Consider the following 12364-nt stretch of genomic DNA (forward strand, 5'->3'; position numbering starts at 1 on the left):
TGTGATATAACACCGGCCTGTTTCTCCTACAACAACTGGACCAAGCCTATGAAAGCCAAGGCTGATACACCCTTCGTACCGCTGAATATCGCGGTCTTGACTGTCAGTGACACCCGCACCTTCGAAACCGATACTTCCGGGCAGGTCTTCGTCGATCGCCTGACCGCCGCCGGTCATCGCCTCGCCGAGCGGGTACTGCTCAAGGATGATCTGTACCGGATCCGCGCGCAAGTCGCCACCTGGATCGCCGAGGACGTGGTCCAGGTCGTGCTGATCACCGGTGGTACCGGCTTCACCGGTCGTGACAGCACCCCGGAAGCCGTCGCGTGCCTGCTGGACAAGCAGGTCGACGGCTTCGGCGAACTGTTCCGGCAGATTTCCGTGGCCGATATCGGCACGTCCACCGTGCAGTCCCGGGCCCTGGCCGGGCTCGCCAACGGGACCCTGGTCTGCTGCCTGCCGGGCTCGACCAACGCGGTTCGGACCGGCTGGGACGGGATCCTCGCCGAGCAACTGGACTCGCGCCATCGGCCGTGCAATTTCGTTCCTCACCTGAAACAGGCGGCACCTTGTGAATCCCGCGGGTAAGCCGGGCAAGACCGGTGCCTTGATTCCGGTCGAGGTCGCCCTGGCCCGACTGCTGGAACTGGCCGAGGCGGCCCCGATCCGCGAGGCCGAATACCTGCCGCTGGCAGAGACCGAGGGCCGGGTGCTGGCCGAAGACCTGGTTTCCAGCCTCGACCTGCCGCCGTGGCCCAACAGCGCCATGGACGGTTACGCCTTGCGCCTGGCCGACTGGCAGGGCGAGCCGTTGCCGGTCAGCCAGCGGATTTTCGCCGGACAGGCGCCGGCGCCGCTGTTGCCCGGGACCTGTGCGCGGATCTTTACCGGGGCCCCGGTCCCGGCCGGCGCCGACTGCGTGGAAATGCAGGAAAACGCCGAGGTCCAGGCCGATCAGCGGATACGCTTTACCGAGCCGCTGGTGCTGCAACAGAACATTCGTCCCCAGGGCCAGGAAACCACGGTCGGCGAACAGGTACTGGCGGCGGGCACCCGCCTGGGGCCGATCGAGCAGGGCCTGGCCGCGTCCCTGGGGTGTGCCGGGCTGGCGGTGATTCGCCGGGTCCGCGTAGCGGTGCTATCGACCGGCGATGAGCTGATCGAGCCGGGCCGGGCACTGGGGCCGGGGCAGATCTACAACAGCAACCGTGTCCTGCTGTGCAGCTGGCTCAAGCGCCTGGGCTGCGAAGTGGTGGACGCCGGCATCCTCCCGGATGACCTGCCGACCACCCGCCAGCGCCTGGCGGAGCTGGGGGATGTGGACCTGATCCTGTCCACCGGCGGAGTATCGGTCGGTGAGGCGGACTTCCTCGGCATCGCCCTGCGCGAAGAAGGCGAGCTGGACCTCTGGAAGCTGGCGATCAAGCCCGGAAAGCCGCTGACCTTCGGGCATTTTCGTGGCGTGCCGGTGATCGGCCTGCCGGGTAATCCGGCGTCGACACTGGTGACCTTTGCACTGCTGGCCCGGCCTTACCTGCTGCGTCGCCTGGGCGTGCAGCAGGTCCAGCCGCTGCAGTTCAGGGTTCCGGCCGGCTTTGTCTGGCCGAAACCGGGTAATCGCCGGGAATACCTGCGCGGGCGCCTGGAAAACGGCCGGGCGATCATCTACCGCAACCAGAGCTCCGGCGTGCTGCGCAGTGCGGCCTGGGCCGAGGGTCTGGTGGAGGTGCTGGAAGACAGCACGCTGGTGGAAGGGGATTGGGTCAACTTCATTCCCCTGAGTGAAGTGTTGGGTTAGGTGCACTGGCAAACCCCTTAGACGCTGAGCTTTTGTGGGAGCGGGCTTGCCCGCGAAGAACGATCATTTCGCGGGCAAGCCCTCAGATATAGGTTGAAAACCAAGCAAGCGCTAGGTAAGTTTCCTGAGTCTTCTCAGGGAGCTTGCCGATGTCTGCCTTTCAGGAATACTTCGATCCCAGCCACCAACTGGTGCGTGACAGCGTCAGGCGTTTTGTCGAACGTGAGATCCTTCCGGACATCGAGCAGTGGGAAGAGGCCGAAGGCTTTCCCCGCGAGCTCTACCTCAAGGCCGGCGTGGCGGGCATCCTCGGTATCGGTTATCCCGAAGCGCTGGGCGGCAGTCACGAAGGTGACCTGTTCGCCAAGGTGGCGGCCAGCGAAGAACTGATGCGCTGCGGTTCCGGCGGACTGGTGGCAGGGCTCGGTTCCCTGGATATCGGCCTGCCGCCCATCGTCAAATGGGCGCGTCCCGAGGTTCGCGAGCGGGTGGTGCCGGCCGTGCTCGCCGGGGAAAAGATCAGCGCCCTGGCGGTGACCGAACCGGGCGGCGGCTCGGACGTCGCCAACCTGCAGACCCGCGCCGTGCGCGACGGCGACTGCTACCGGGTCAGCGGCAGCAAGACCTTCATTACCAGTGGCATCCGCGCCGACTACTACACCGTGGCGGTGCGCACCGGCGCGCCGGGCTTTGGCGGGATCAGCCTGCTGCTGATCGAGAAGGGCACGCCGGGTTTCACGGTGGGCCGACAGCTGAAGAAAATGGGCTGGTGGGCATCGGATACCGCCGAGCTGTTCTTCGACGATTGCCGGGTCCCGGCAGGCAACCTGATCGGGGCCGAGAACATGGGCTTTGCCTGCATCATGGGCAATTTCCAGAGTGAGCGCCTGGCCCTGGCGATCATGGCCAACATGACCGCCCAACTGGCCCTGGAAGAAAGCCTGAAATGGGCCCGGCAGCGCGAGGCCTTCGGCAAACCCATCGGCAAATTCCAGGTGATCAGGCATCGCCTGGCGGAGATGGCCACCGCGCTGGAGGTTTCCCGGGAGTTCACCTACCGCCAGGCGGCGAGGATGGCCGCGGGCCAGAGCGTGATCAAGGAGGTGTCGATGGCGAAGAATTTCGCCACCGACACCGCCGACCGCATCACCCACGATGCGGTGCAGATCCTTGGCGGCCTCGGTTATATGCGCGAGAGCCTGGTGGAGCGCTTGTACCGCGACAACCGCATCCTTTCCATCGGTGGCGGCACCCGCGAAGTGATGAACGAAATCATCGGCAAGCAGATGGGCCTCTGAGCCGTGGTGAAGGATTACTTCTCCGACAGGGAGAACCGGGTCAGGCAGTAGGTCGGGATGCCCATGTCGTTCAGGCGCTGGGAGCCGCCGAGTTCCGGCAGGTCGATGATGGCGCCGGCCTCGAAGACCTTGGCGCCCATGCGCCGCACCAGGTTGGCGGCGGCGATCAGCGTGCCGCCGGTGGCGATCAGGTCATCGAAGATCAGCACCGAGTCGCCTTCGCACAGGCTATCGGCATGGACTTCGAGGAAGGCTTCGCCGTATTCGGTCTGATAGCTCTCGGACAGCACGTCGGCCGGCAACTTGCCCTGCTTGCGGAACAGGATCAGCGGCTTGTTCAACTGGTAGGCGATGATCGAGCCGATCAGGAAACCGCGGGCATCCATGGCGCCGATATGGCTGAAGTCGGTTTCGACATAGCGGTGGATAAAGGTATCGGCCACCAGCCGGATCGCCCGTGGCGACTGAAACAGCGGCGTGATGTCGCGGAAGATCACTCCCGGTTTCGGAAAGTCGATAACCGGGCGGATCAGGGATTTGATATCGAAGCTGTCGAAGGCCATCGTCGCGGTGTCCTGGGGGGCTGTAAGCACCGCAGTATACCCGCGACGGGTGTCTGGATCAGCCTTCCAGCGAGCCCCCGGCGAGCGCGCAGAGCTGGATCGGGTCGAGGATGTGCACTTCCTTGCCTTCGGCGACGATCAGTTCGCTGGCCTGGAAGCGGGTGAATACCCGGGAAACGGTTTCCACCGCCAGCCCCAGGTAGTTGCCGATCTCGTTGCGCGACATGCTCAGGCGGAACTGGTTGGCGGAGAAGCCACGGGCACGGAAACGCGCCGAGAGGTTGACCAGGAAGGTGGCGATGCGCTCGTCGGCGGTCTTTTTCGACAGCAACAGCATCATCTGCTGGTCGTCACGGATTTCCCGGCTCATCACCCGCATCAACTGCCGGCGCAATTGCGGCAGTTGCAGGGCCAGTTCGTCCAGGCGCTCGAAGGGAATCTCGCAGACCGAGGTGGTCTCCAGCGCCTGGGCCGACACCGGGTAGGTCTCGGTGTCCATGCCGGACAGCCCGACCAGTTCGCTCGGCAAGTGGAAGCCGGTGATCTGTTCTTCGCCGGCGTCGCTCAGGCTGAAGGTCTTCAAGGCCCCGGAACGTACCGCATAGACGGAGCCGAAGGTGTCGCCCTGGCGAAACAGGAATTCGCCTTTTTTCAGCGGACGCCCGCGTTTGACGATTTCGTCCAGCGCATCCATGTCTTCCAGATTCAGTGAAAGTGGCAGGCAGAGAGGAGCCAGGCTGCAATCCTTGCAATGGGCCTGGCTGTGGGCGCGCAATTTCACGGGCTCAGACATTTCTTAAATCCTTGTGGGAAAACACACATAAGACGTAAGGGTAACCCAGTGAGGGTTGCCGAGGCCAGCCTGCGCCAAAATGGCGCACCTTTCTAAAGTTGTTCGTACCAATGTCGATACAAAGCTTGACCCTCTATCGCATGGAGCACCCCACATGACCGCCATCGGCAATTCCGTCCCGCTGTTCGCCATCACCGAAGTCCCCCGTAACGCCGACACCATGGACGCCGCGTCCGCCGCCGCGATCAAGGCCGGCCGCGAGCAGATCCTGCGCAATACCGGCAGGGCCGATGAAATCGACCAGGAGCAGCCGACGGCACCCGAAGGGGTCAAGGTCAGCCTGTCCGAGGCAGGCAAGCAGCAGGCGGTCAAGGGCTCCGGCTCGGGCGAATACGCCGATATCGAAGACAGTGACCTGCCGTCCAGGACCCAGTCCGCGTTGAAGAACATTCGCGACCTGCAACGGAAACTGGCGCAGTTGCGTGCCGAGCTGGAGAAAATTCGCAACGACAAGGAGCTTGACCCGAAAATCGCCGAGATCAAGATCTTCAACCTGACCTCGGCCATGAGTGGCCTCAATGCCGCGCTGACCAAGGCCAATACCGTCCTGGGCAAGGCCATGGAGGCGGATGGCCTGAACAGCGACCAGATGACCCAGGCGCAACAACTGGCGAGTCCGCCGAAAGCCAGCTGAGGCCTAGATCACCCGGGAAAAGCGTTGGCGATTCTGCTGTCCCAGGTAGGCATCGAACACCATGCATACCGACCGGACCAGCAGGCGCCCCGCCGGCAGGACAGTGAGTCGCTCGTTGTCCAGCTCGATCAGGCCATCCTCGGCCATGGCCGTCAGTTGCGGCCAGAGCGCTGCGAAGTAACCCCTGAAATCGAGGGTGAACTGCTGTTCGATACGGGCGAACTCCAGGCTGAAATTGCAGATGATCTGCTGGATCACTTCCCGGCGCAGGCGGTCATCGGCGTTGCACAACAGGCCACGGCTGGTGGCCAGCTGGGCGCTGGCGAGGGTGTTCTGGTACTGGTTCAGGTCGCTGCTGTTCTGGCAGTACAGATCGCCGATCTGGCTGATGGCCGAGACACCCAGGCCGATCAGGTCGCAATGACCATGGGTGGTGTAGCCCTGGAAATTGCGCTGCAGGGTTGATTCTTCCTGGGCGATCGCCAACTCGTCATCGGGCAGGGCGAAATGGTCCATGCCGATATAACGATAACCGGCGGCGGTCAGTTGCTCGATGGTGCGATGGAGCATTTCCAGCTTGTCGGCCGGGGCCGGCAGCTCATGGCCGTTGATCCGCCGCTGGGGCAGGAAACGCTCGGGCAGGTGGGCGTAGTTGAAGACCGAGAGGCGATCCGGTTGCAGGTTGATCACTTCGTCGACCGTGCGCGCAAAGTGTTCCGGTGTCTGCTTGGGCAGGCCGTAGATCAGGTCGATGTTGATCGAGCGGAACTGCAGGGTCCGCGCCGCCTCGATCACCGCGCGGGTTTCCTCCAGGCTTTGCAGGCGATTGACCGCCCGCTGCACATTCGGGTCGAGGTCCTGCAGGCCGATACTGACCCGGTTGAAGCCCAGTTCGCGGAGCAGGCCCATGGTCGACCAGTCGGCCTCCCGCGGGTCGATCTCGATGCCGTAGTCGCCGGAGTCGTCGTCCAGCAGGTTGAAGTGCCGGCGCAGGCTGCCCATCAATTGGCGCAGTTCGTCATGGCTGAGGAAGGTCGGCGTCCCGCCGCCGAAGTGCAACTGCTCGACTTTCTGGTTCGGGTCCAGGTGGCAGGCCACCAGCTGGATTTCCTGCTCCAGGCGTTGCAGGTAGGGCTGGGCCCGGCCACGGTCCTTGGTGATGACCTTGTTGCAGGCGCAGTAGTAGCAGATGTTCGCGCAGAACGGCACATGCACATACAGCGACAGCGGTCGCAGGGCCTTGCGGCTGTCGCGCAGGGCATGCAGCAGGTCGAAGGTGCCGACCTGGCTGTTGAACTGCACGGCGGTGGGGTAGGAGGTGTAGCGCGGTCCCGCGAGGTCGTAGCGGTGGATCAGATCAGAGTCCCAACGAATGGCGTCGAGCATGCGGGCGTTCCCCCGGATTGGCTGCAATGCCCGGAGTCTAGGGGATGGACCTGGAACGCATCTTGACCTGTATCAAGCGCCTCAATGGCCCATCAGCCAATGCTGGTGCGGGCCGGGCAGGGTCCACAGGCCGAACAGCATGACCAGCAGCCCACCGCCCAGGCGCACGCTGCGCTTGCGCAGCACGGCCGTGACCCGCTCCGCCGCCAGCCCGGTGGCCAGCAGCACCGGCCAGGTGCCGAGGCCGAAGGCCAGCATCAACAGCGCGCTGTCGACGGCATTGCCCTGGCTCGCCGCCCACAGCAGTGTGCTGTAGACCAGGCCGCAGGGCAGCCAGCCCCACAGCGCGCCGAGCAGCAAGGCGCGGGGCAGGCTCGACACCGGCAGCAGGCGGCTGGCGACGGGCTGGATATGCCGCCACAGGCCGCGTCCGAGGCTTTCCACGCGGGTCAGGCCGCTCCACCAGCCGGCCAGGTACAGGCCCATGGCGATCAGCAGCAGGCCGGCCAGCACCCGCAGCAGCATCACCGCCGGGCTGCTGGCCACGGCCCAGCCAGCGAGGCCGATCAACAGGCCGGCGGTGGCGTAGCTGAGAATCCGCCCGAGGTTGTAGGCCAGCAGCAGGTGCAGGCGGCGGGCCCGTTGTTCCTTGGGGATCGCCAGGGTCAGGGCGCCCATCAGGCCGCCGCACATGCCCAGGCAATGGCCGCCGCCGAGCAGGCCGAGGATCACCGCCGAGGCCAGCAGGGGTGCCAGTTCAAGCATGGGGCGGGGCCTGCTGGTCGTGGTCGCGCGGCGTCCCGTCGGCCTCGTCGATGGCGGCCTTGTGGTTCGGGTCCTGGTCGTCGAACAGGATGCTGTGGGCCGGACCGTCGAGATCGTCGTACTGGCCGCTGTCCACCGCCCAGAAGAAGATGTAGACGGCGATGGCGACGATCAGCAGTGCCGCCGGGATCATCACATAGAGAGCTGGCATCTTTGCTCCAGGCCCGCGCGGCTCAGGCCGGCAGCGGGCGGATATCGGGTTGGGCGTGGCCGGCCGGTGCGCTCGGCAGGCGGGTCAGGCGCAAGGCGTTTAGTACCACGGTCAACGAACTGATGGACATACCGACCGCCGCCCACACCGGCGTGATCCAGCCGAGGGCGGCGAACGGCAACATGAGGCCATTGTACAGCGCCGCCCAGACCAGGTTCTCGATGATTACCCGACGGGTGCGGCGGGCCAGGTCGAAGGCCTGCACCAGGGCGTCCAGGCGATTGGACAGCAGTACCGCGTCGGCGCTGGTTTTCGCCAGGTCCGTGGCCGAGCCCATGGCGACGCTGATATCGGCGGCGGCTAGTACTGGCACGTCGTTGACGCCGTCGCCGAGCATCATCACCTTGCGTCCCTGTTGCTGCAGTTGCTTCAGGACCTGCAACTTGTCATCCGGATGCAGCCCGCCACGGGCCTCGTCGATGCCCAGTTCGGCGGCGACGCTGGCGACCATCGGCGAGCTGTCGCCGGACAGCAGCAGGGTCCGCCAGCCCCGCGCGCGACAGGCGGCGAGCAAGGCCGGGGCATCGCCGCGCAGGCGGTCATCGAGGACGAACCAGGCCAGCGCGCCGTGGCTGTCGCCCAGCAGCAGCCATTGTCCGGCGGTGTCCGGTGGTGCGGGGATCGCGCAGCCGCTGAGTTCACAGACGAACGCCGCCTGGCCGATACGCAGTTGCTGTTCGCCGACCCGCCCCTGCAGGCCGCGCCCGGGAGTGGCCTGGACCTCTTCGGCGGCTTGCGGGGCACGACCGAAAGCCTTGGCGATCGGGTGTTCGGAGCGGTTTTCCAGGGCGGCGGCCAGGGCCAGGCAGCGCTCGCTGTCCAGTTCCCCCAGGGGGCGGATGGCGCGCAAGGCCAGGCGGCCTTCGGTAAGGGTGCCGGTCTTGTCGAAGATCACCGTGTCGATCTGGTTCAGGCCTTCGAGGACATGGCCACGGGTCAGCAGCAGGCCGAGCTTGTGCAGGGTGCCGGTGGCGGCGGTCAGCGCCGTCGGAGTGGCCAGCGACAGCGCGCATGGGCAGGTCGCCACCAGCATCGCCAGGACGATCCAGAACGCCCGGTCCGGGTCGAGCTGCCACCAGAGCAGGCCGATGGCCGCCGCGGCGATCAGCGACAGCAGGAGGAACCATTGCGAGGCGCGGTCGGCGATTTCCGCCAGGCGCGGTTTTTCGCTCTGGGCGCGTTCCAGCAGACGGACGATGGCGGACAACCGGGTGTCCTGGCCGAGGGCCAGGACTTCGACCGTCAGTGCGCCTTCGACGTTCAGCGTACCGGCGGTGACCGCGTCTCCCGACGTGCGCGGTTGCGGCAGGTATTCCCCGGTCAGCAGCGATTCGTCGATGCTCGACTGGCCTTCGACAATCCGGCCGTCCGCCGGCAGGACGGCGCCGGGATGCACCAGGACACGATCGCCCAGGCGCAGTTCGCCGAGCAGGATCCGTTCGCTCTGGCCGTCCGCCAGCAGGCGCAGGCAGGAGGCCGGCAGCAGGTTGACCAGTTGCGCGGTGGCCGCCGCCGTGCGCTCGCGGGCGCGACGCTCCAGGTAACGACCGGCGAGCAGGAACAGCGCGAACATGCCCACGGCATCGAAGTACAGCTCGCCGACCCCGGTGATCGAGGTCCAGATCCCGGCGCAATAGGCACTGCCGATCGCCAGCGAGACCGAGACGTCCATGGTCAGGTGCCGGGTCCGCAGGTCGCGCAGGGCGCCGCGAAAGAACGGCGCGCAGCTGTAGAACACGATCGGTGTGGTGAGGAACAGGGCGACCCAGCGCAGGATGGTGTGCAACTCGGGGCTCAGGTCGATATTGAATTCCGGCCAGGTGGCCATGGTCGCCATCATCGCCTGGAACCACAACAGGCCGGCCAGGCCCAGCTGGCGCAGGGACTTGCGGTTTTCGCTGGCCAGTTGTTCGCTGGCACGGTCGGGCTGGTAGGGGTGGGCGGCGTAGCCGATCTGGCGCAACTCGGCGAGCAGGGTGCTCAGGGCCAGCTGGCTGTCGATCCAGCGCACCTGCAGGCGATGGTTGGACAGGTTCAGCCGTGCCTCGGCCACGGCCGGCAGGTTGCGCAGGTGTTTTTCGATCAGCCAGCCACAGGCCGCGCAACTGATGCCTTCCATCAACAGGGTGGCTTCGACGAGTTCGCCATCGTGATGGACGAAGGGTTGCTGCACATCGGCGCGGTCGTACAACGCCAGTTCGTCCGGCAGTTGCACGGGCAGCACGTCCGGGTTGGCGGAGGCTTCGCTGCGGTGGCTGTAGTAATGCTCCAGGCCACCGGCGACGATGGCTTCGGCCACGGCCTGGCAGCCGGGGCAGCAGAATTCGCGGGTTTCGCCGAGTACGGCCGCGGTGAAGCGGCTGCCGGCGGGGACGGGCAGGGCGCAGTGGTAGCAGGGGGTAGGGATTGTCATAGGCGCCATGGGTCACTGTAGGAGCCGGCTTGCTGGCGATGGCGATTTCACAGTCGACCTCTTTATCGCCAGGTAGACCGCTATCGCCAGCAAGCCGGCTCCTACGGAAGCGGAATCGTGGTTACTTGTCCAGGTCTTCGGCGCCTTGCAGCGGCTCATCGCCCAGCAGCAGGTCCTTGTCGTGGCTGACCTGCTCTTCCTCGAACATACGCCAGGTCTTGTCGCCCTGCATCCCCAGCAACTCGACGAAGCGCCGGCCTTCGATCTTGTCGCTCAACTGGCCGATATAGCGGCCCTGTTCCGTCTCGCTGCGGTTCAGGGTGATCCGCCGATCCTTCTCCGGCTGGGTCGGCGAGATCAGGTTCAGCTCCAGGGTCGCAGGCTGGCTCGCGCCGCTCAGGCGCAGATCGACTTCGCCGGTGACTTCATCGAGGTGCACGTTGGCGCGCATCTTCAGGGTCTGGGCCAGCAACTCGCGGTCCAGCGAGCGATTGATGCCCTTGCCGGCCTCGTAGTAGTTGTCGTTGACCAGGTTGTCCGGGTTCTTCACCGCGATGGTCACCATCGACAGGGTCAGGGTCACCGAGCAGGCCAGGATGCCGATGATGATCCAGGGCCAGAGGTGCTTGTACCAGGGGCTGGTGGCGGTTGCGACGGACATTGTGGGTTCCCTTAGCGAATTTGCGGGCCGATGAATCGGCTCTTGGCTTCAATGTGGACGCTGTCGTCATCGGCGTCGCGGAGGATGAACTTCACCTCGTTGGTGCTCGACGGCAGTTGTTCGGGGGCGCTGGACAGTTCGAACGGCATGCTGAAGATCTCCCCGGCCGGCACCTTGATCTCGCGCCGGCCCTGCAGTTTCAGGTCGGGCAGGCCGCTGGCGTCGAGGACGTAGGTGTGGTCGCGCTGGTCCTTGTTCATGATCTTCAGGCTGTAGACGTTTTCGATCCGGCCCTCGGCATTCTCGCGATAGAGCACGCGGTCCTTGCTGACGTCGAAGCCCACCAGCGAGCGCATGAAGAAGGCCGTCACCAGCAGGCTGATCATCGCCAGCAGCACCACTGCGTAACCGATCAGGCGCGGGCGCAGCTTGTGGGTTTTCTGCCCGGAGAGGTTGTGTTCGGTGGTGTAGCTGATCAGGCCGCGCGGGTATTCCATCTTGTCCATGATGCTGTCGCAGGCGTCGATGCAGGCCGCGCAGCCGATGCATTCGATCTGCAGGCCATCGCGGATGTCGATGCCGGTGGGGCAGACCTGCACGCACATCGTGCAGTCGATGCAGTCGCCCAGGCCCTGGGCCTTGTAGTCGGTGCCTTTCTTGCGGGGGCCACGAGCTTCGCCACGACGCGGGTCGTAGGAGACGATCAGCGTGTCCTTGTCGAACATCACGCTCTGGAAACGCGCGTACGGGCACATGTAGATGCACACCTGCTCGCGCAGCCAGCCGGCGTTGCCATAGGTGGCGAGGGTGAAGAAACCGACCCAGAAGTACGACCAGCCATCGGCCTGGCCGGTGAAGAAGTCGACGACCAGTTCGCGGATCGGCGAGAAGTAGCCGACAAAGGTCATGCCGGTGACGAAGCCGATCAGCAGCCAGAGGCTGTGCTTGCCGAACTTGCGCAGGAACTTGTTGGCGCTCATGGGCGCCTTGTCCAGCTTGATGCGCTGGTTGCGGTCGCCTTCGGTGACCTTTTCGCACCACATGAAGATCCAGGTCCAGACGCTTTGCGGGCAGGTGTAGCCGCACCACACGCGTCCGGCGTAGACGGTGATGAAGAACAGGCCGAAGGCGGCGATGATCAGCATGCCCGAGAGCAGGATGAAGTCCTGGGGCCAGAAGGTCGCGCCGAAGATGAAGAACTTGCGCTCGGGCAGGTTCCACCAGACCGCCTGGTGGCCGCCCCAGTCCAGCCACACGGTGCCGAAATACAGCAGGAACAGTGCCGCGCCGCCGGTCATCCGCAGGTTGCGGAACAGGCCGGTGAAGGCCCGGGTGTAGATTTTTTCGCGTGAGGCGTAGAGATCGACGGTGTCGTTCGAGTGCTTGGCAGGCGGAGTAACGTCGTGTACCGGAATCTGGTTGCTCATCATTGCATCCCACGGCTGGGGGAAAATGCCTCGGTCAGTACATGCCGACCGCGATCAGAAAGGGTAGTGCAGTGGCGCAATGATACGCCTGTCACCCCGGCTCAAGGGTGCGACCTTTGGTCGCGTTGGGGGAATGGCCTGGATGGTGTAGCAAATGTAACAAAGCATGATGCAGGTCAATTGACTATAGATGAAACCGCGTGGCGCGACGGGCCGATTGCTGCCGTGGCAGAGCGCCCGCGGATGAAAAAGGCCCCGCCAGTCTGCACGGGCGGGGCCTCGGGTGTCGCGGCAA

12 protein-coding genes are annotated in these 12364 nt (G+C 65.0%); 4 read left to right on the forward strand and 8 right to left on the reverse strand.

The genetic code is table 11. From position 1 onward, the window contains the following. Positions 1-48 precede the first annotated feature (48 nt). The 3 genes from moaB to KI243_RS09495 all read left to right on the forward strand — a co-directional run bounded on the left by moaB (position 49) and on the right by KI243_RS09495 (position 3096). Positions 49-588: a molybdenum cofactor biosynthesis protein B gene (gene moaB / locus KI243_RS09485; protein ID WP_017125903.1), complete on the forward strand. Its 540-nt coding sequence runs from the start codon at positions 49-51 to the stop codon at positions 586-588. Continuing rightward, entirely contained in the window at positions 572-1798 is a 1227-nt protein-coding gene (gene glp, locus KI243_RS09490; protein ID WP_017125904.1) for a gephyrin-like molybdotransferase Glp, read from the forward strand. The genes moaB and glp overlap by 17 nt, the downstream gene beginning before the upstream one ends. A gap of 149 nt (positions 1799-1947) precedes the next feature. Then, positions 1948-3096 carry an acyl-CoA dehydrogenase family protein gene (locus tag KI243_RS09495; RefSeq protein ID WP_212810724.1) on the forward strand — a complete coding sequence of 383 codons (1149 nt, stop codon included), beginning with the start codon at positions 1948-1950 and terminating at the stop codon, positions 3094-3096. Positions 3097-3110: 14 nt separating this feature from the next. Here the strand turns inward: KI243_RS09495 and KI243_RS09500 are convergent, their stop codons facing one another. Both KI243_RS09500 and fnr read right to left on the reverse strand, forming a co-directional pair. After that, on the reverse strand, positions 3111-3659 hold the full coding sequence (locus KI243_RS09500) for an adenine phosphoribosyltransferase (protein WP_017125906.1): 549 nt from the start codon (positions 3657-3659) through the stop codon (positions 3111-3113). A gap of 58 nt (positions 3660-3717) precedes the next feature. Further along, on the reverse strand, positions 3718-4452 hold the full coding sequence (gene fnr / locus KI243_RS09505; RefSeq protein WP_017125907.1) for a fumarate/nitrate reduction transcriptional regulator Fnr: 735 nt from the start codon (positions 4450-4452) through the stop codon (positions 3718-3720). Between the two features lie 154 nt (positions 4453-4606). Here fnr and KI243_RS09510 point away from each other — a divergent pair, with 154 nt between their 5' ends. Further along, entirely contained in the window at positions 4607-5146 is a 540-nt protein-coding gene (locus tag KI243_RS09510; RefSeq protein WP_177084988.1) for a hypothetical protein, read from the forward strand. Positions 5147-5149: 3 nt separating this feature from the next. Here KI243_RS09510 and hemN read toward each other — a convergent pair whose 3' ends face one another. The 6 genes from hemN to ccoG form a co-directional block, all read right to left on the reverse strand. Beyond that, entirely contained in the window at positions 5150-6532 is a 1383-nt protein-coding gene (gene hemN, locus KI243_RS09515; RefSeq protein ID WP_177084986.1) for an oxygen-independent coproporphyrinogen III oxidase, read from the reverse strand. Positions 6533-6613: 81 nt separating this feature from the next. Beyond that, on the reverse strand, positions 6614-7297 hold the full coding sequence (locus KI243_RS09520; protein WP_212810725.1) for a sulfite exporter TauE/SafE family protein: 684 nt from the start codon (positions 7295-7297) through the stop codon (positions 6614-6616). Then, positions 7290-7508 carry a cbb3-type cytochrome oxidase assembly protein CcoS gene (ccoS, locus tag KI243_RS09525; RefSeq protein WP_042935261.1) on the reverse strand — a complete coding sequence of 73 codons (219 nt, stop codon included), beginning with the start codon at positions 7506-7508 and terminating at the stop codon, positions 7290-7292. Before ccoS ends, KI243_RS09520 begins: the two co-directional genes overlap by 8 nt. Before the next feature lie 22 nt (positions 7509-7530). After that, positions 7531-9981: a heavy metal translocating P-type ATPase gene (locus tag KI243_RS09530; protein ID WP_212810726.1), complete on the reverse strand. Its 2451-nt coding sequence runs from the start codon at positions 9979-9981 to the stop codon at positions 7531-7533. A gap of 121 nt (positions 9982-10102) precedes the next feature. Beyond that, positions 10103-10642, reverse strand: a complete 540-nt coding sequence (locus tag KI243_RS09535; protein WP_017125913.1) for a FixH family protein — start codon at positions 10640-10642, stop codon at positions 10103-10105. A gap of 11 nt (positions 10643-10653) precedes the next feature. Beyond that, the gene (ccoG, locus tag KI243_RS09540) at positions 10654-12069 is read right to left on the reverse strand and encodes a cytochrome c oxidase accessory protein CcoG (protein ID WP_017125914.1); all 1416 of its coding nucleotides are present in this window, start codon (positions 12067-12069) and stop codon (positions 10654-10656) included. Positions 12070-12364 lie beyond the last annotated feature (295 nt).

Origin of the sequence: Pseudomonas sp. Ost2 (assembly GCF_018326065.1) — a bacterium.
Classification (GTDB): domain Bacteria; phylum Pseudomonadota; class Gammaproteobacteria; order Pseudomonadales; family Pseudomonadaceae; genus Aquipseudomonas; species Aquipseudomonas gingeri.

Coding starts and splice junctions, on each gene's coding strand:
- KI243_RS09500 (WP_017125906.1), bottom strand. CDS start 3,659: ATGGCCTTCGACAGCTTCGATATCAAATCCCTGATCCGCCCGGTTATC.
- ccoG (WP_017125914.1), bottom strand. CDS start 12,069: ATGAGCAACCAGATTCCGGTACACGACGTTACTCCGCCTGCCAAGCAC.
- moaB (WP_017125903.1), top strand. CDS start 49: ATGAAAGCCAAGGCTGATACACCCTTCGTACCGCTGAATATCGCGGTC.
- KI243_RS09510 (WP_177084988.1), top strand. CDS start 4,607: ATGACCGCCATCGGCAATTCCGTCCCGCTGTTCGCCATCACCGAAGTC.
- KI243_RS09535 (WP_017125913.1), bottom strand. CDS start 10,642: ATGTCCGTCGCAACCGCCACCAGCCCCTGGTACAAGCACCTCTGGCCC.
- hemN (WP_177084986.1), bottom strand. CDS start 6,532: ATGCTCGACGCCATTCGTTGGGACTCTGATCTGATCCACCGCTACGAC.
- KI243_RS09495 (WP_212810724.1), top strand. CDS start 1,948: ATGTCTGCCTTTCAGGAATACTTCGATCCCAGCCACCAACTGGTGCGT.
- KI243_RS09520 (WP_212810725.1), bottom strand. CDS start 7,297: ATGCTTGAACTGGCACCCCTGCTGGCCTCGGCGGTGATCCTCGGCCTG.
- ccoS (WP_042935261.1), bottom strand. CDS start 7,508: ATGCCAGCTCTCTATGTGATGATCCCGGCGGCACTGCTGATCGTCGCC.
- KI243_RS09530 (WP_212810726.1), bottom strand. CDS start 9,981: ATGACAATCCCTACCCCCTGCTACCACTGCGCCCTGCCCGTCCCCGCC.
- fnr (WP_017125907.1), bottom strand. CDS start 4,452: ATGTCTGAGCCCGTGAAATTGCGCGCCCACAGCCAGGCCCATTGCAAG.